The organism is Streptomyces sp. NPDC017056 (assembly GCF_044332485.1).
Lineage (GTDB): Bacteria > Actinomycetota > Actinomycetes > Streptomycetales > Streptomycetaceae > Streptomyces.
The window spans coordinates 311,147-327,660 of record NZ_JBIRPD010000010.1; the positions used below are offsets into that span (position 1 = coordinate 311,147).

14 protein-coding genes are annotated in these 16,514 nt (G+C 71.5%); 8 read left to right on the top strand and 6 right to left on the bottom strand.

The window, feature by feature from the left end; translation table 11 throughout:
* The first annotated feature begins 151 nt into the window (after positions 1-151).
* Positions 152-550, top strand: a complete 399-nt coding sequence (locus ACH4OW_RS20630; protein ID WP_398029506.1) for an RNHCP domain-containing protein — start codon at positions 152-154, stop codon at positions 548-550.
* A gap of 16 nt (positions 551-566) precedes the next feature.
* Entirely contained in the window at positions 567-983 is a 417-nt protein-coding gene (locus ACH4OW_RS20635) for an RNHCP domain-containing protein (protein ID WP_398029425.1), read from the top strand.
* Between the two features lie 59 nt (positions 984-1,042).
* Here the strand turns inward: ACH4OW_RS20635 and ACH4OW_RS20640 are convergent, their stop codons facing one another.
* Positions 1,043-2,236: an RtcB family protein gene (locus tag ACH4OW_RS20640; RefSeq protein ID WP_360124887.1), complete on the bottom strand. Its 1,194-nt coding sequence runs from the start codon at positions 2,234-2,236 to the stop codon at positions 1,043-1,045.
* A gap of 162 nt (positions 2,237-2,398) precedes the next feature.
* Here ACH4OW_RS20640 and ACH4OW_RS20645 point away from each other — a divergent pair, with 162 nt between their 5' ends.
* The 3 genes from ACH4OW_RS20645 to ACH4OW_RS20655 all read left to right on the top strand — a co-directional run bounded on the left by ACH4OW_RS20645 (position 2,399) and on the right by ACH4OW_RS20655 (position 5,541).
* Positions 2,399-3,280, top strand: coding sequence for a hypothetical protein (locus ACH4OW_RS20645; RefSeq protein ID WP_398029427.1), 882 nt, complete (start codon positions 2,399-2,401; stop codon positions 3,278-3,280).
* A gap of 176 nt (positions 3,281-3,456) precedes the next feature.
* Complete coding sequence (locus ACH4OW_RS20650) at positions 3,457-4,182, top strand: DUF3558 family protein (protein ID WP_360124893.1); 726 nt, start codon at positions 3,457-3,459, stop codon at positions 4,180-4,182.
* Between the two features lie 123 nt (positions 4,183-4,305).
* Positions 4,306-5,541 (top strand): DUF2637 domain-containing protein, encoded by a 1,236-nt coding sequence (locus ACH4OW_RS20655; RefSeq protein ID WP_398029429.1) that lies wholly within the window; start codon positions 4,306-4,308, stop codon positions 5,539-5,541.
* A gap of 21 nt (positions 5,542-5,562) precedes the next feature.
* Here the strand turns inward: ACH4OW_RS20655 and ACH4OW_RS20660 are convergent, their stop codons facing one another.
* The 4 genes from ACH4OW_RS20660 to lysS all read right to left on the bottom strand — a co-directional run bounded on the left by ACH4OW_RS20660 (position 5,563) and on the right by lysS (position 10,905).
* The gene (locus ACH4OW_RS20660; protein ID WP_398029431.1) at positions 5,563-7,911 is read right to left on the bottom strand and encodes a glycoside hydrolase family 65 protein; all 2,349 of its coding nucleotides are present in this window, start codon (positions 7,909-7,911) and stop codon (positions 5,563-5,565) included.
* Positions 7,908-8,669: an HAD family hydrolase gene (locus ACH4OW_RS20665; protein WP_398029433.1), complete on the bottom strand. Its 762-nt coding sequence runs from the start codon at positions 8,667-8,669 to the stop codon at positions 7,908-7,910. The genes ACH4OW_RS20660 and ACH4OW_RS20665 overlap by 4 nt, the downstream gene beginning before the upstream one ends.
* A 101-nt stretch (positions 8,670-8,770) precedes the next feature.
* Positions 8,771-8,983: a hypothetical protein gene (locus ACH4OW_RS20670; RefSeq protein ID WP_360124905.1), complete on the bottom strand. Its 213-nt coding sequence runs from the start codon at positions 8,981-8,983 to the stop codon at positions 8,771-8,773.
* Between the two features lie 197 nt (positions 8,984-9,180).
* The gene (gene lysS / locus ACH4OW_RS20675; protein ID WP_398029435.1) at positions 9,181-10,905 is read right to left on the bottom strand and encodes a lysine--tRNA ligase; all 1,725 of its coding nucleotides are present in this window, start codon (positions 10,903-10,905) and stop codon (positions 9,181-9,183) included.
* 156 nt (positions 10,906-11,061) lie between these two features.
* Here lysS and argS point away from each other — a divergent pair, with 156 nt between their 5' ends.
* Positions 11,062-12,840 (top strand): arginine--tRNA ligase, encoded by a 1,779-nt coding sequence (gene argS / locus ACH4OW_RS20680; RefSeq protein ID WP_360124911.1) that lies wholly within the window; start codon positions 11,062-11,064, stop codon positions 12,838-12,840.
* Positions 12,841-12,938: 98 nt separating this feature from the next.
* Here the strand turns inward: argS and ACH4OW_RS20685 are convergent, their stop codons facing one another.
* The gene (locus ACH4OW_RS20685; protein WP_398029437.1) at positions 12,939-14,345 is read right to left on the bottom strand and encodes a helix-turn-helix domain-containing protein; all 1,407 of its coding nucleotides are present in this window, start codon (positions 14,343-14,345) and stop codon (positions 12,939-12,941) included.
* A 326-nt stretch (positions 14,346-14,671) separates the two neighbouring features.
* Here ACH4OW_RS20685 and ACH4OW_RS20690 point away from each other — a divergent pair, with 326 nt between their 5' ends.
* A complete protein-coding gene (locus ACH4OW_RS20690) occupies positions 14,672-15,415 on the top strand; it encodes a DUF4232 domain-containing protein (RefSeq protein WP_398029439.1) in 744 nt (247 codons plus the stop codon).
* A gap of 100 nt (positions 15,416-15,515) precedes the next feature.
* Positions 15,516-16,448, top strand: a complete 933-nt coding sequence (bla, locus tag ACH4OW_RS20695; protein WP_398029441.1) for a class A beta-lactamase — start codon at positions 15,516-15,518, stop codon at positions 16,446-16,448.
* Positions 16,449-16,514 lie beyond the last annotated feature (66 nt).

Below are 16,514 nucleotides of genomic sequence, written 5' to 3' on the forward strand. Positions count from 1 at the left end.
CGGCGCTGAGCGCGCCTCACCACCGCGCGGACGAAACCCGCCGCTGAACCTCTTTTTCACCGGACGCCGTCCGCCGCCCTGACGACCGAGGCCGCTCGGCCTGCTCCCGCCGCCATCGCAACCACGCTTTCCGGCAAGGAGTCCCCGAGTGCTGTCCAACAGCTCCAACGGTTCCAACAAATCCCACAGTTCCAGCAGTTCCAGCCCGCTCCCCCGCACCGACACCTTCACCTGCGTCCGGTGCGGTCTGACCGTCACCACGCTCGCCCCCGACGGCAGCCGCCGCAACCACTGCCCCAGCTGCCTGCACTCCCAGCACGTGTGGGACGCGGTCGAGCACGCCCCTTCCGCGTGCCGGTCGCGGATGTCGCCCATCGCCATAGCGGTGCTCCGCAACAACGACTGGATGGTCGTCCACCGGTGCACCCGCTGCGACGAGCTGACCTCCAACCCCGTCTCACCGGACGACAACCAGCTGATCCTGATGCGGATGGCGGTCCGGCCGCTGGCCCAGCCGCCGTTCCCGCTCGAAGCGTTCGGCGACCTGTAGGGCGGGGAGCGACGACATGCCACGACGCAGCAACCCCGGCCAACGGCGCCGCGCCCAGCGGCCCAAGGACGTCCTGCACGGCCCCGGCGGCACGCCGGGAGACGCGTTCCGCTGTCTGGGCTGCCGCCTGGAAGTGCCTTTGGCCGCACCGGGCACCGCGCACCGCAACCACTGCCCGCACTGCCTGACCAGCCGCCACGTGGACCGCCGCGTCCCGGGCGACCGGTCGGCGGAGTGCGGCGGCCGGATGCGGGCGCTGTGCCTGACCACCCGCCAGAACGGCGAATGGCTGCTGGTCCACCAGTGCCTGGCCTGCGGTGAGCTGAGCACCAACCGCACCGCGGGCGACGACAACGCGCTGGCCCTCGTACGCCTGGCCGTCCGCCCCCTGGCGGACACCAGCAGGCCCGTACGGGCACTGATCACCCTGTGAACGCCAGGGCCCCGGACCGGGGAAACCGGTCCGGGGCCCTGGCCCGGGGGCGCGCGTGATCAGCCCTTCACACACACCACCTGCTTGAGCTTGGCCACGACCTCCACCAGGTCCCGCTGCTGGTCGATGACCTTCTCGATGGGCTTGTACGCGCCCGGGATCTCGTCCACCACGCCGGAGTCCTTGCGGCACTCCACACCCCGGGTCTGCTCCTCCAGGTCCCGCGTCGAGAAACGCTTCTTCGCGGCGTTGCGGCTCATCTTCCGGCCGGCGCCGTGCGAGGCCGAGTTGAAGGACGCGGCGTTGCCGAGGCCCTTGACGATGTACGAACCGGTGCCCATCGAGCCCGGGATGATGCCGTACTCACCGCTCCCGGCGCGGATGGCGCCCTTGCGCGTCACGAGCAGGTCCATGCCGTCGTACCGCTCCTCCGCCACGTAGTTGTGGTGGCAGGAGATGACCGGCTCGAACACCGGCCTGGCCTTCTTGAACTCCTTGCGGACGACATCCTGGAAGAGGGCCATCATGATCGCGCGGTTGTGCTTGGCGTACTCCTGGGCCCAGAAGAGGTCGTTGCGGTACGCCGCCATCTGCGGGGTGTCCGCGATGAAGACGGCGAGGTCCCGGTCGACCAGGCCCTGGTTGTGCGGCAGCTTCTGCGCCTGGCCGATGTGGAAGTCGGCCAGCTCCTTGCCGATGTTGCGGGAGCCGGAGTGCAGCATCAACCAGACCGAGCCGGCCTCGTCGAGGCAGAACTCGATGAAGTGGTTGCCACCGCCGAGCGAGCCCATCTGCTTGACGGCACGCTCCTCACGGAACCTGACCGCTTCCGCCACCCCGCCGAAGCGGCTCCAGAAGTCGTCCCAGCCGCTCGTCGGCAGGCCGTGCAGGCGGCCCGGGTCCACCGGGTCGTCGTGCATCGCCCGCCCGACCGGAATGGCCTCCTCGATCTTGGAGCGGAGGCGGGACAGGTCGCCGGGAAGATCGTTGGCGGTGAGCGAGGTCTTCACGGCGCTCATCCCGCAGCCGATGTCGACACCGACGGCCGCCGGGCAGACCGCCCCGTGCATGGCGATCACCGAGCCGACCGTCGCACCCTTGCCGTAGTGCACGTCAGGCATCACGGCCAGGCCCTTGATCCATGGCAGGGTGGCGACGTTGTGCAGCTGCTGCATGGCCGCGCCCTCGACCGTGGACGGGTCCGTCCACATCCGGATCGGAACCTTGGCCCCGGGTACTTCGGTATACGACATGACTTCCTCATTCCCCCGAAAATCCATAAAAAGCAAAAGCCGGACAAGCGACCTGATCAAGGACAGGGAACCGGCGTGTGCGGCAGAACGTGCGGTAGACATTGTGTTCATCTGCCGTCAGGCCGCAGCAACCAGATTTCCCCACGGAAGGAGCCGGGTACGGTGCAGCGAAGGTCGTTCGTACCGGGTGCCGCGCTGGTGACCGCGGCCACGCTGGCCGCCACCCTCACCGCCTGCTCCGGGAGCTCCGGCTCCGGCCGCACCGCCGACGACACCAAGAGCGGCGACTCGGCCGCCATGGCGCAGTCCGCCGAGCCCGGCAAATACAAGACGCTCCCCGAACCCTGCCGCCTCCCCTCCAAGAACACCCTGCGCAAGATGCTCCCGCCCAGCGCCACGGAGCAACCCCAGGACGCCGAGAAGGTCTACGCGGGCACCGCCGACATCACGTACGACACGGACCGGCGCGTCGGCTGCCGCTGGAAGCGCGAGGCCCCCGAAGGCACCCGCCACCTCAGCCTCGACTTCGAGCGGGTGGTCTCCTACGACCCCGCCGTCAGCGACGACGACAAGGCGCAGAGCGTCTACGCCAAGAAGGAACTGGCCGCCAAGCTGCCAGCGGGACCCGGCACCTCCTCCCCGCCGCCGTCCGCCAAGACGCCCGGCGACGCCGGCTCCGGCGCGGCGGACGACAAGGAGGGCGGCAAGGGCACGGACGGCGGCAAGGCGTCCCCCGCGGTCTCGGGCTCCCCCGTCCCGCCCACGGGCTCGCCGAGCGACGACCCGAGCTCCACGCCCGGCGCCGGCACCGCACCGCGCGTCCTGGACGGCCTCGGCGACGCCGCCTTCCTCAACGACAAGCTGATCACCGCGGACAGCGGCGTGCACCGCGACGTCACGGTCGTCTTCCGCTCCTCGAACGTGATCGTGACCATCACGTACGACCAGTGGTCGACCGACAAGGCGGCGCTGCCGGACAGCAAGGACCTCCAGGACAAGGCCCAGGCACTGGCCCAGGAGCTGACCGACCACTTCAACGAATAGTCCGGTTCGTCCGGCGAGTAACGTCACGAATCGCCCTCCGCCCGTGCCGTGCCGCGTACCGTGAGCCCCCGAGCCCCCGCGTGGCAACGCCGCCGCGCGCCCCGAAGGACGTACCGCACGCGGTACCCGACGGCGTCCTACCGACGCGCCGAACGACGACGAACAGCGAAGGAACCATGCACCGTTCAGCCAAGCGCCTCGCCAGCCTCCTCGCCTGCGCAGCCGTACCGGTGATGCTCGTCGCCGGCTGCTCCTCCGACGACTCCGGCAAGAAGGACCAGGGCGGCGCCTCGAAGTCCGCCTCGCCCGGCAAGAGCGGCGGCAGCGCCAGCGCCTCGCCCAGCGTCAAGCCAGCCAAGATGAAGAAGCTGCCCAACCCCTGCCAGTCCCTGTCCAAGGACACGATCAAGAAGCTGGTGCCCAAGACCGAGAACGCGGACGGCGAGCAGGGCAAGTCCGCCAACGCCATGGCCCGCGGCTACTGCGCCTGGAAGAGCTCCGAGGACAAGGGCGTGGACGGCACCCAGTACCGCTGGCTGGACGTCGGCTTCCAGCGCTACGACTCCGACCCGACCGCGGGCACCGGCGAGAAGCGCGCCACCGACTTCTACCGGAAGCAGGTCGACACGGCCAAGGCCACCCAGGGCGCCGAGAACGTCAAGACCGGCGCGGTCGACGGCGCCGGCGACGAGTCGGCCTGGATCACGTACGACCTGAAGAAGGACGGCAGCGTCTCCAAGAACCAGACGGTGGTCGCCCGCACCGCCAACGTCGTGGTCACCGTCAACTACAACGGCGCGGGCCTGGCAGGCGCCGACGCCCCCGACCCCAGCGACCTCCTGGAGCTCGCCGTGCCCGCCGCCAAGGAAGCCGTCGCCGCGGTCGGCAAGGCCAACCAGTAACCACCACCCGGTCCTCCCCGGCCCCGGCTTGACGCGTGTGCCAGGCTGAGCGCCCACACAGCGACACAGTCAGCCGAAGCCGGGGAGGGATCGCGGGTGCCCGCGACGACACACGCGACGCGCTTGAGCCGTACCCACCGCATCCTGATCGGCGTGGTCGTCGCCGGCGCGGCCCTGATCGCCGCGATCGGCTTCGCCGGCTCCTACACGGCCGTCCGCGACCTCGCCGAACGCAAGGGCTTCGGCGCCTTCTCCGCCGTCTTCCCCCTCGGCATCGACGCGGGCATCGTGGTCCTGCTGGCCCTGGACCTCCTCCTGACCTGGACCCGCATCCCGTTCCCCCTGCTGCGCCAGACCGCCTGGCTGCTGACCGCCGCCACCATCGCCTTCAACGGCGCGGCCGCCTGGCCCGACCCGCTCGGCGTCGGCATGCACGCAGTGATCCCGGTGCTCTTCGTGGTCGCCGTCGAGGCCGCCCGGCACGCCGTCGGCCGGATCGCCGACCTCACCGCAGACAAGCACATGGAGGGCGTCCGGCTCGCCCGCTGGCTGCTGGCGTTTCCCTCCACGTTCCGGCTGTGGCGCCGGATGAAGCTGTGGGAGCTGCGGTCGTACGACGAGGTGATCAAGCTGGAGCAGGACCGGCTGGTCTACCGGACGCGGCTGCGGGCCCGGTACGGGCGGGCGTGGCGGCGGCGGGCGCCGGTGGAGGCGCTGATGCCGCTGCGGCTGGCGCGGTACGGGGTGCCGCTGTCCCAGACGGGCGCGGCGGGGCTGGCGGCGGCGGGGATCGAGGCGGGGCCGGGTGCCGGGGCTCCGCCGCTTGAGGCGGCCGCTCCCGAGACTCCCGTGCCCCCGCCTCCCGTGCCCCCGGAACCCGCGCACGAAGAGTCGCGGGCCGAACCGGAGTCGCCCGCCCCTGACCGCCCGCCGGTCCCCGAGGAAGCCGCCGCCGAACACCCCGCGCACGGCGGCCGGTTGAGTGTGCCCGTCGCTCCCGGTCGCAAGCGGCCGCTCGGGGGTACGGCCGGGCCGCTGCCCATTCCGGAGCCGCGCACCGCCCCGGCCCCGGACGCGCCGGGGGCCGGGCCCGAGCCCGCCGGACGCGAGCCCGGGCCCGGCCCCGGGCTCCCCGACGACGTGCCGCGCGACGAGGCGTACTATGCCGCCTTCCGCGCGTTCGTCGCCGAGAAGAACGACTTCCCCGACTCCCGGCAGTTCGGCCGGTACCTGCTGGACGCGTACGGCGTCACCGGGCGCGAGGGCGGGCCCCTCAGCGAGGGCTACCTGCGGACCTTCGTGCGCGACTTCCGGCAGCGGTTCCGCGAGGACATGGAGACCGCCGAGCACATTCCGTAGCTCCCGGCGGGCCGGCCGCGCTCAGTGCCGCCTTATCGGGCGGCGGCCCGGCGGCTGGGACGGTTCGGGGCGGGCGGCCAGTTCGGGGATCTCGCGTTTCTGGGGGCTCTTGTCGGAGACGGTGAGCGGTTCGTCGTAGTGCCGTATTTCCAGCGGCGCCCCTTCGACCAGCGTGTATGTCGCCGTCGGGCCGGTGATCTCCACCCGCAGCCGCCGTCCCAGCACCTGTACCGAGAACGCCAGGCGGCTGAGCTTCTCGGGGAGGCGGGGCGCGAAGGACAGGGCCTGGCCGGTGTGCCGCATGCCGCCGAAGCCGGCGACGAGGGCGACCCAGGTGCCGGCGAGCGAGGCGGTGTGCAGCCCGTCGCGGGTGTTGTTCTCCAGGTCCTGGAGGTCCATCAGCGCCGCTTCGCCCAAGTAGTCGTAGGCGAGGCGCAGATGGCCGACCTCGGCGGCCATGACGGCCTGGACGCACGCGGACAGGGAGGAGTCGCGTACGGTCAGCGGCTCGTAGTAGGCGAAGTTGCGCGCCTTCTCGTCCGCGTCGAAGCAGTCGCCGCGCTTGTACAGGGCGAGCACCAGGTCGGCCTGCTTGACGACCTGCTTGCGGTACAGGTCGAAGTAGGGGAAGTGCAGCATCAGCGGGTACTGGTCCGGGCGCGTACCGGCGAAGTCCCAGGTCTGGTGGGTGGTGAAGCCGGCCGACTGCTCGTGCACCCGCAGATTGCGGTTGTACGGCACGGCCACCGCCTCGGCCGCGTCCCGCCACGACGCGCTCTCCTCGTCGTCGACGCCCAGCGCCTCGGCCTCCCTGGGGTGCCGTTCGACCACGTCGGCGGCGGCCCGCAGGTTCGCCTGGGCCATGAGGTTGGTGTAGACGTTGTCGTCCGCGACGGCGCTGTACTCGTCGGGCCCGGTGACGCCGTCGATGTGGAACGTGCCGTGGTGGTCGTGCTGGCCCAGCGAATGCCACAGCCGGGCGGTCTCCACCAGTATCGGTACGGCGGTCTCCCGCTCGAACTCCTCGTCGCCGGTGGCGCGGACGTAGCGTACGACCGCGTCGGCGATGTCGGCGTTCACGTGGAACGCGGCGGTGCCGGCCGGCCAGTACGCCGAGCACTCCGAGCCTTCGATGGTCCGCCAGGGAAACGCCGCGCCCCGGAGCCCGAGTTGTTTCGCCCTTTCGCAGGCGGCGCCCATCGTGTCCTGCCGCCAGCGCAGCGCCTCGGCGACGGCGGCGGGCGAGGTGTACGTGAGCATCGGCAGGACGAACGTCTCGCTGTCCCAGAAGGTGTGGCCGTCGTAGCCGGACCCGGTCAGGCCCTTGGCGGGGATGGCGCGCTGTTCGGCCCGCGCGCCCGCCTGGAGGACGTGGAAGAGCGCGAAGCGGACGGCCTGCTGGATCTCCGCGTCGCCGTCCACCTCGACGTCCGCGCGGTCCCAGAAGTCGTCCAGGTACGCGCGCTGCTGGTCGACCAGCCCCTGCCAGCCGGTGCTGCGGGCGCCGGCGAGCGCCGCGTCCACCTGGTCCCGCACCGCGGGCAGCGAACGCGCGCCGGACCAGCCGTACGACACGGTCTTCTCCAGGCGCAGCCGCTGGCCCTGTTTCAGCAGCGAGGTGACGGTGAAGCGCGCGACGTCGTCTCCGCTCTCGCTGTCGGTACGCGTGGCGCCCTCGGGTCCTTCGACGATGTGGTCGGCGGCGGCCGCCACCCGCAGCCCGCTGCGGCGGGTGCGGTGGATCAGCCGCAGGCGCGCGTCCGAGGAGAAGTGCTCCTCCGGCTCCAGCGGGTTGTGCAGCGCCGAGGAGACCCGCGGGTCGCCGCCGGACTCGGGCAGCTGCTCGTTGGTGACGAGTTCGGACTGCACCACGACGCGGACCTCGGAGTCCAGGGGCTCGACCTCGTAGGCGACGGCGGCGACGGCCCGCTGTGTGAAGGAGACCAGGCGGGTGGAGGTCACCCGTACGGTGCAGCCGGCCGGCGAGGTCCATTCGCAGATGCGGCGCAGCGTCCCGGCGCGCAGGTCCAGCACGCGTTCGTGGGAGCGCAGCCGCCCGTAGCGCAGGTCGAACGGTTCGTCGTTGACCAGCAGCCGGATCAGCTTGCCGTTGGTGACGTTGATGACGGTCTGCCCGGACTCGGGGTAGCCGTAGCCGGCCTCGGCGTACGGCAGCGGGCGCAGCTCGTGGACGCCGTTGAGGTAGGTGCCGGGCAGGCCGTGCGGCTCGCCCTCGTCCAGGTTGCCGCGCCAGCCGATGTGCCCGTTGGACAGGGCGAAGACGGACTCGCTCTGCGGCAGCACGTCCAGGTTGAGGTCGGTCTCGCGCAGCACCCAGGGGTCGCAGGCGTACGAGGAGTGGGTGATCATGCGGTGGCGTCCCCCTTCAACAGCTCGGCGAGGTCCTCGACGACGACGTCGGCCCCGTGCTTGCGCAGCGCCTCGGCCTGGCCGACCCGGTCGACGCCGACGACATATCCGAAGTGGCCGGCGCGCCCGGCGTCCATGCCCGCGAGGGCGTCCTCGTAGACGACCGCACGCGCGACGGTGACGCCCAGTTCCCTGGCCGCTTCCAGGAAGGTGTCCGGGTGCGGTTTGCCGGGCAGCTTGCGCTCGGCGGCCACGATCCCGTCGATCCGTACGTCGAACAGCCCCTCCATGTTCACCGACGCGAGCACTTCGCGGCAGTTGGCGCTGGAGGAGACGACGGCGGTGGCCAGTCCGCGGTCGCGGACGGCCTGCACGTAGCGGCGGGAGCCTTCGTACGCCTCGGCGCCCTGTTCGCGGAGCTTGGCCAGCAGCAGTTCGTTCTTGCGGTTGCCCAGCCCGTGCACGGTGTCGCGGTCGGGCGGGTCGTCGGGGCCGCCCTCCGGCAGTTCGATGCCGCGGGAGGCGAGGAAGGTGCGGACGCCGTCGGCGCGGGGCCGCCCGTCCACGTACTCGTCGTAGTCGGAAACCGGGTCGAAGGGGGTGAATCCGGGTCCGTCGCGGTGGCGCAGGAAGTCGTCGAAGGCTTCTTTCCAGGCGGCCGTGTGGACGACGGCCGTCTTGGTGAGGACGCCGTCGAGGTCGAACAGGCAGGCGCGGATGCCGTCCGGCAGGCCGAGTGAGGTCAGCGAATCCGTCATGGAAGACGAGTCCCCGCCCGATGTTCTTCGTATGTCTGTTCCGGCCATTTCCCGCCCGGAACGCGGCCGGGCGGCGGGCGGCAGCGGAGGCCGGCGGGCCGCTACGCCCCGGGGCCCACACGCTTCCTGCGCTTCTTGTCCGCCTCCTCCCACGCGATGAGGGCCAGGCCGACCGCCGCCATCCCGGCGTACGCGAGCGTCGGCAGGTCGAACCAGTGCGGCAGGATGCCCCAGCCCGTGCCGTCCGTGAAGGTCCGGCCGAGGGCGCCCATGGCCCCCTGGATCAGGACGATGATTCCGATGATTCCTCGCATGGAACCACCATCACGCGAGCGGCCCCGGGGATCGTCGTCCCCGGGGCCGAAACGGCACTCATTCGAAAGTCGCAGCCGCGCGGTCGGCAGCCTCATCCCCGCCCGCGCACCACGCCGCTCAGTCAGGCGCCGGTCACTCAGGCGCCGGTCACTCGGACACCGGTCGCCCGGACACCAGCCGCTCAGACACCGGTCACTCAGGCGCCGAGCAGCTTGCGCACGCGGTCCGCGCCGACCGCCAGCAGCAGCGTGGGCAGGCGCGGGCCGGTGTCGCGGCCGACGAGCAGGTTGTAGAGCAGCGCGAAGAACGAACGCTGCGCCACCTTCAACTCCGGCGTCGGCTTGGCGTCCGGCGTCAGACCGGCCTGGATCTTCGGCACGCCGTAGACGAGCGTGGTCAGCCCGTCCAGCGACCAGTGCTCGTCCAGCCCGTCCAGCAGCAGCCGCAGCGACTCGCGGCCCTGCCCGTCGAGCGAGCCGAGCAGCTCCGCGTCCGGCTCGTCGCGCACGATCGTGCGCTGCTCGGCCGGGACCTGGGTGGCGATCCAGTACTCGGCCTTGTCCAGCCGGGGCCGGGTCTCGTCCAGGGACGTGACCGGGTCGGACGGGTCCAGCTCGCTGAGGATGCGCAGCGTCTGCTCGTCGTGCCCGCCGGTGATGTCCGCGACCGAGGCCAGCGTGCGGTACGGCAGCGGGCGCGGGGTGCGGGGCAGCTCGCCGGCGGCCGTGCGGACCGCGCGGGAGTGCGCGGCGGCGTCGGCGGGCAGCACCGAGCCGTCGGCGACCTTGGCCTCCAGCTTGTCCCACTCGTCGTAGAGCCGCTGGATCTCCTGGTCGAAGGCGATCTTGAAGGACTGGTTGGGCTTGCGGCGCGCGTACAGCCAGCGCAGCAGCGGCGCCTCCATGATCTTGAGCGCGTCGCCCGGGGTGGGCACGCCGCCCTTGGAGGAGGACATCTTGGCCATGCCGCTGATGCCGACGAAGGCGTACATCGGGCCGATGGGCTGCGCGCCGCCGAAGACCTCGCGCACGATCTGGCCGCCGACCACGAACGACGAACCCGGCGAGGAGTGGTCCACACCGGACGGCTCGAAGATCACGCCCTCGTACGCCCAGCGCATCGGCCAGTCGACCTTCCAGACCAGCTTGCCGCGGTCGAACTCGCTGAGCCGGACCGTCTCGCCGAAGCCGCAGGCCGTGCAGGCGTAGGTCAGCTCGGTCGTCTCCTCCACGTAGGAGGAGACGGTCGTCAGGTCCTTCTCGCACTGACCGCAGTAAGGCTTGTACGGGAAATAGCCCGCCGAGCCGCTGCTGCCGTCGTCCTCGGCCGCGGCGCCGGAGCCCTCGGCGGCCTCCAGCTCGGCTTCGTCGACCGGCTTCTGCGACTTCTTCGCGGGGGCCTTCTTGGTGCGGTACTGGCCGAGAATCGCGTCGATCTGCGCGCGGTGCTTCATCGCGTGCAGGATCTGCTCGCGGTAGGCACCGGAGGTGTACTGCTCGGTCTGGCTGATGCCGTCGTACTCCACGCCCAGCTCGGCGAGGGCCTCGACCATGGCGGCCTTGAAGTGCTCGGCCCAGTTCGGGTACGCGGAGCCGGCCGGGGCCGGCACCGACGTCAGCGGCTTGCCGATGTGCTCGGCCCACGACTCGTCGACGCCCGCGACGCCGGCCGGGACCTTGCGGTACCGGTCGTAGTCGTCCCAGGAGATCAGGTGGCGGACCTCGAAGCCCCGGCGGCGGATCTCGTCCGCGACCAGGTGCGGCGTCATGACCTCACGCAGATTGCCCAGGTGAATGGGGCCGGAAGGAGACAGGCCCGAGGCGCAGACGATCGGTTTGCCGGGCGCGCGGCGCTCCGCCTCGGCAACGACCTCGTCCGCGAACCTGGAGACCCAGTCGGTCTCGGTGCTCTGCTGAGCCACGATCGGCCCTTCCTCTTCTCACCACTCGACAAGCCTGACGGCCCCCATTCTCCCAGACGGAGCCGCGGCGGGATTTTCCCTGTGGAAAACCGAGGGAACCGCCGTGGGATACTCGCTGGCAAACCCTTTCCACACCAACGGAACGGCCTTCATTCCATGACTTCGGTCCCTTCCCTCGCAGCCACGGTCAACCAGCGCGTCGCGGACGCCCTCACGGCAGCCCTGCCGGAGGCCGGCGCCGCCGACCCGCTGCTGCGACGAAGCGACCGGGCCGACTTCCAGGCCAACGGCCTGCTCGCGCTGGCCAAGAAGCTCAAGGGCAACCCGCGCGAGCTGGCCGGCCAGGTCGTCGGGCAGCTCGCCGCCGGTGACGTGATCAAGGAGATCGAGGTCTCCGGCCCCGGCTTCCTGAACATCACCGTCAGCGACGAGGCGATCGTCCGTACCCTGGCCGCCCGCGCCGCCGACGACCGCCTCGGCGTCCCGTACGCCCAGAACCCCGGCACCACCGTCATCGACTACGCGCAGCCGAACGTCGCCAAGGAGATGCACGTCGGCCACCTGCGCTCCGCCGTGATCGGCGCCGCGATGGTGGAGATCCTGGAGTTCACCGGCGAGAAGGTGGTCCGCCGCCACCACATCGGCGACTGGGGCACCCAGTTCGGCATGCTCATCCAGTACCTGATCGAGCACCCGCACGAGCTGGACCACAAGAGCGGCGACGCCTCCGCCGAGGTCTCCGGCGAAGAGGCCATGTCCAACCTCAACCGCCTCTACAAGGCGTCGCGCGCCCTGTTCGACTCCGACGAGGAGTTCAAGGAGCGCGCCCGCCGCCGCGTCGTGGACCTCCAGGCCGGCGACGAGGAGACGCTCGCCCTGTGGCAGCGCTTCGTCGACGAGTCGAAGGTCTACTTCTACTCGGTCTTCAACAAGCTGGACATGGAGATCCGGGACGCGGACGTGGTCGGCGAGTCCGGCTACAACGCCATGCTGGAGGAGACCTGCCGCCTCCTGGAGGAGTCCGGCGTCGCGGTCCGCTCCGACGGCGCGCTCTGCGTCTTCTTCGACGACGTCAAGGGCCCGGACGGCAACCCGACCCCGCTGATCGTCAAGAAGTCCAACGGCGGCTACGGCTACGCGGCCACCGACCTGTCCGCCATCCGCGACCGCGTGCAGGGCCTGGGCGCGAACACCCTCCTGTACGTGGTCGACGCCCGCCAGTCCCTGCACTTCAAGATGGTCTTCGAGACCGCGCGCCGGGCCGGCTGGCTGGGCGACGACGTGCGGCCCGTACAGCTCGCCTTCGGCACCGTCCTCGGCAAGGACGGCAAGCCGTTCAAGACCCGTGAGGGCGAGACGGTGCGCCTGGTGGACCTGCTCGACGAGGCGGTGGAGCGGGCGACCGCCGTCGTCCGCGAGAAGGGCGAGAACATCGGCCTGACCGAGCAGGAGATCACCGAGAACGGCTTCCAGGTCGGTATCGGCGCCGTGAAGTACGCGGACCTGTCCACCTCGGCGTCCCGCGACTACAAGTTCGACCTGGACCAGATGGTCTCGCTCAACGGCGACACCAGCGTGTACATCCAGTACGCGTACGCCCGCATCCAGTCCATCTTCCGGCGCGCCGGGGACGCCGCGCCCAAGGCCCACCCGGAGCTGGAGCTGGCCCCCGCCGAGCGCGCGCTGGGCCTGCACCTGGACCAGTTCGCGGAGACCCTGGAGGAGGCGGCGACCGGCTACGAGCCCCACAAGCTGGCCGCGTACCTCTACCAGCTCGCCTCCCTCTACACGACCTTCTACGACCAGTGCCCGGTCCTCAAGGCCGAAGGCGGCGCCGAGCAGGTCGAGAACCGCCTGTTCCTGTGCGACCTGACGGCCCGCACCCTCCACCGCGGCATGGCGCTGCTGGGCATCCGCACGCCCGAGCGGCTCTGACGCCCCGCTGACACGTACGGACGAAGGCCCCGCCGGAACGGTTGGTTCCGGCGGGGCCTTCCCCATGTCCGCACGCGGTCGGTTTCGCCCGCACGCGGTCAGTTCTCGATCGGCTCCCACACATTCGTGTCGTATCGGTAGCCGTACGCCGGACGCCCCTTCATCGCACTGGTACGGAACGGCCTGCCGTGATCGTCCAGGCGCAGCGTGCCGCGCCGGCCGCCGCTGCTCCACTCCAGCTCCAGGTACCAGCTGACGTCGTTCGCCTCCGTGTGCGCGTCGACGTACAGCGCCTGCGGATCGGACGCCGAGACCTTGAACGGGAAGTCGGTCGCCGGGATCTTCCGGTCCCCCTGCTCGCCGGCGACCGGCCGCATCAGCGGCTGCGCCGCGTCCAGCCCGACGTCGAACGAGGCCGGGGTGAGCCCGCCGCCGCAGCCGTCGCCCATGGAGTACGCCGAGCCCCCCATCGCGGCCGTGCGCGTGGTGGTCCGAACGTTCAGCGAGTGCAGCACGACGGCCTCGTCACCGGTCCCCTGGACCGCCAGCGAAACCCGCAGATGGCCGCCGGGCACCCCGCCCAACGCGTTCGCCCAGCCGCGCGCGCTGACCCCGGTGGGCGGCGGCGGGACCTCGGTGGGCGGCTTGTCGAGCATGTACCAGCGGTCGCAGGGGTCGTCCCAGTTGTTCGTACGCACGTCGACGGTCAGCGGAGTACCGCTGCGCCGCGCGCTGCCGTCCGTGCCGGCACCGGTGGCGGCACCAGTGCCGGCACTGCTCGGATCCGCGGAGGCCGGCGCGCTGTCCTGCTTCGGCTTCCCGGTCGGCCCGGCGGACACCGAGGCGGAGGGGGACGGCGTACCGGAGGGACCACCATCCGGGACCGCGCCACGGCCGCCACTGTCCGGACGGTGGTCGGGCATCTTCGCCCTGGCCACCCCGGAGCTGCCCTCCCCGGAAGACGTCACACCGCTGACGACGACCGGAACGGCCAGCGCGAGGGCGGCAGTGCCGGCCAGGGCCCAGCGGAGCTTGGGGCGGGAGGGACGGGTGGAGCGGGTGGGGCGGCAGGTGGGGGTGGGTTCCGGGGTTGGGGGTTCCGGGGCGGGGTCGGGGGCGGGCGCGGGGGCAGGCTCCGGCACGGGCGCGGGCGCGGCCACGGGTGCGTCCTCCGCCTCCGGCTCCGGCTTCGCCTCCCCGGCCGGGGCCGCAACCGGGGGCGGAACCGGAGCGTCCCCCTCCACCCCCCGCCTCCCCCGCGCCGCATCCGCCAGGATCCACTGACGATGCAGCTCGACCAGTTCCTCGGGCTTCGCGCCGCACACCCGGGCCAGCCGCTCCACAGGCGCGTAGTCCGTGGGCACCGCGTCGCCGTTGCAGTAGCGGTGCAGTGTGGACGTACTCATGTGCAGGCGCTTCGCCAGGGCGCCGTAACTCAGCCCTGACCTCGTCTTCAACGAACGCAGCAGCGCCGCGAAATCGTCCGTACCGGAAGCCGTGCTCACCCTTCCCCCTCCTGCCGCATCCCATAACCGCGTTCCAGGGAACCCCCATTCCCGCTGGTCAGCGTACGCGCAATCGTTCCAGCGTCCCGGATGTTCCGCCGGGCGTTGTGCCCGGGACGGGACGTCACCCAGGCTGTGACCACCGACGACGCCCTGACCAGGGCCTTACCGGGGAGCCACCGTGCGGATCCGTTTCCGCTTTCCTCTCGAACCAGCCGATCTCGCGGCACTGGGCGTACTCGCCTTCTGTGTCGTCGTCATCACGGCCCTCGTACGCCAACTCTGACTTCCGCTCACTCCCGTACGCCCCAGGAGAAGCACCACCCATGCGCTCACGTCTCTTCACCACCCGTACCGCCCGTATCGCCGCCTCCGCCGCGGCCGTCGCCGCCGCGCTCTCGCTGACCGCGTGCGGCGGTGCCGAGGACGGCAAGAAGGCCGCCGGCGCCGACCGGCCCGCGGCCTCCCCCGCACCGGACTCCGCGGCCGGGTCCGCCCCTGTGGACGGAGCGGGCGGCTCGGACGGCTCGGGCGGTACGGGCGGCTCGGGCGGTACGGGCCCGTCGGCGAAGGCCCCCTCGGGAGCGGGCACGCACGCGGCCCCGGCCAAGACCGGCTCCGGCGGCAAGCACCACGCCGCTCCGAACGGCAAGTCGTCCACCACCTGCACCCCGGCCAACACCAAAGTGACCGTCTCCAAGCTCAGCCGCCCCATCAACCACCTGCTCCTCACCGTCACCAACACCGGCTCCACCCGCTGCGACGCCTACTACTACCCGGCCCTCCGCTTCGACGACGCCCAGGCGCCCACCGCGGTCATGGAGGACAGCCGGCCGCAGGCCGTGGTGTCCGTGGAGCCGGGCCGGTCCGCGTACGCGGCCGTCCGCGCGTCGGACCCGACCGGGGAGGCCGACGGGGGGAAGACGGCACACCGCCTCCAGGTGTTCTTCGCGAACCGCGACGGCGGCTACGGCGACCGCTCGACCCGCCTCACGCTCCCCAAGGACACGTACATCGACGACTCCGCCAAGGTCACGTACTGGCAGACCGAACTGGACGACGCCCTCTAACCGTCCTCCCCTCGGCCCTCGTGCCAGCGCAACCACCCCACCACCCCCAACGTCCCCACCAGCACAATCCAACCGGGGACTAGGGAAGGAACACCACCCCATGCGCAAGCCCACGTCGTCACTCACCCGACGGTCACTGCTCGGCGCCGGCCTCGGCCTCGGCGGCACACTCGCCCTCGGCACCACGCCGGCGAGCGCGGCCGGAGCCCGCACGCCCTCCCGGGCCACCGGGGCCGTCCACAAGCTCCGCCAGTTGGAGCGCGACCACCAGGCCCGCATCGGAGTCTTCGCCCTCAACCTCGCCACCGGCGCGTCCGTACTGCACCGCGCCCACGAGCGGTTCCCGATCTGCTCCGTCTTCAAGACGCTCGCCGTCGCGGCCGTACTGCGCGACCTGGACCACGACGGGACTCAGCTGTCCCGCGTGATCCACTACACCGAGGCCGACGTGAAGAAGGCCGGCCACACGCCCGTCACGTCGCAGCACATCGCCGACGGCATGTCCGTACGGGACCTCTGCGACGCGACGATCCGCTACAGCGACAACGCCGCCGCCAACCTCCTCCTGCGCGAACTGGGCGGCCCGACCGCCGTCACCCGCTTCTGCCGCTCCCTCGGCGACCCGGTCACCCGCCTCGACCGCTGGGAGCCGGAACTGAACTCGGCCGAGCCGGACCGCCGTACGGACACCACCACCCCGTACGCCATCGCCCGCACCTACCGCCACCTCGTCCTCGGCAACGCCCTGAACGGCCCCGACCGCGCCCTCCTGACCGACTGGCTGCTGCGCAACACCACCAGCACCGACCGGTTCCGCAAGGGGCTGCCGAAGGACTGGAAGGTGGCGGACAAGTCCGGCGGCGGCAGCACGTACGGAACGAGCAACGACGTAGCCATCGCCTGGACCCCCGACGGCGCCCCGCTCATACTCGCCGCCTTCACCCACAAGCCGACTCAACCCACCGCCGCGGGCGACACTCCCCTGATCATCAAAACCGCCACCGCCATGGCCGAGGCGATCCACCCGTCCTGACCTCGCCCGCCCCACAAACTGCCCCGCCCTCTCCCACGGCCGACCCCGGGGAGGGGGCGGGGCGCA

Excerpts from the sequence above, each read along its gene's own strand:
- ACH4OW_RS20635 (WP_398029425.1), top strand. The coding sequence starts at position 567 with ATGCCACGACGCAGCAACCCCGGCCAACGGCGCCGCGCCCAGCGGCCC.
- ACH4OW_RS20640 (WP_360124887.1), bottom strand. The coding sequence starts at position 2,236 with ATGTCGTATACCGAAGTACCCGGGGCCAAGGTTCCGATCCGGATGTGG.
- ACH4OW_RS20650 (WP_360124893.1), top strand. The coding sequence starts at position 3,457 with ATGCACCGTTCAGCCAAGCGCCTCGCCAGCCTCCTCGCCTGCGCAGCC.
- ACH4OW_RS20660 (WP_398029431.1), bottom strand. The coding sequence starts at position 7,911 with ATGATCACCCACTCCTCGTACGCCTGCGACCCCTGGGTGCTGCGCGAG.
- ACH4OW_RS20665 (WP_398029433.1), bottom strand. The coding sequence starts at position 8,669 with ATGACGGATTCGCTGACCTCACTCGGCCTGCCGGACGGCATCCGCGCC.
- ACH4OW_RS20670 (WP_360124905.1), bottom strand. The coding sequence starts at position 8,983 with ATGCGAGGAATCATCGGAATCATCGTCCTGATCCAGGGGGCCATGGGC.
- argS (WP_360124911.1), top strand. The coding sequence starts at position 11,062 with ATGACTTCGGTCCCTTCCCTCGCAGCCACGGTCAACCAGCGCGTCGCG.
- ACH4OW_RS20690 (WP_398029439.1), top strand. The coding sequence starts at position 14,672 with ATGCGCTCACGTCTCTTCACCACCCGTACCGCCCGTATCGCCGCCTCC.
- bla (WP_398029441.1), top strand. The coding sequence starts at position 15,516 with ATGCGCAAGCCCACGTCGTCACTCACCCGACGGTCACTGCTCGGCGCC.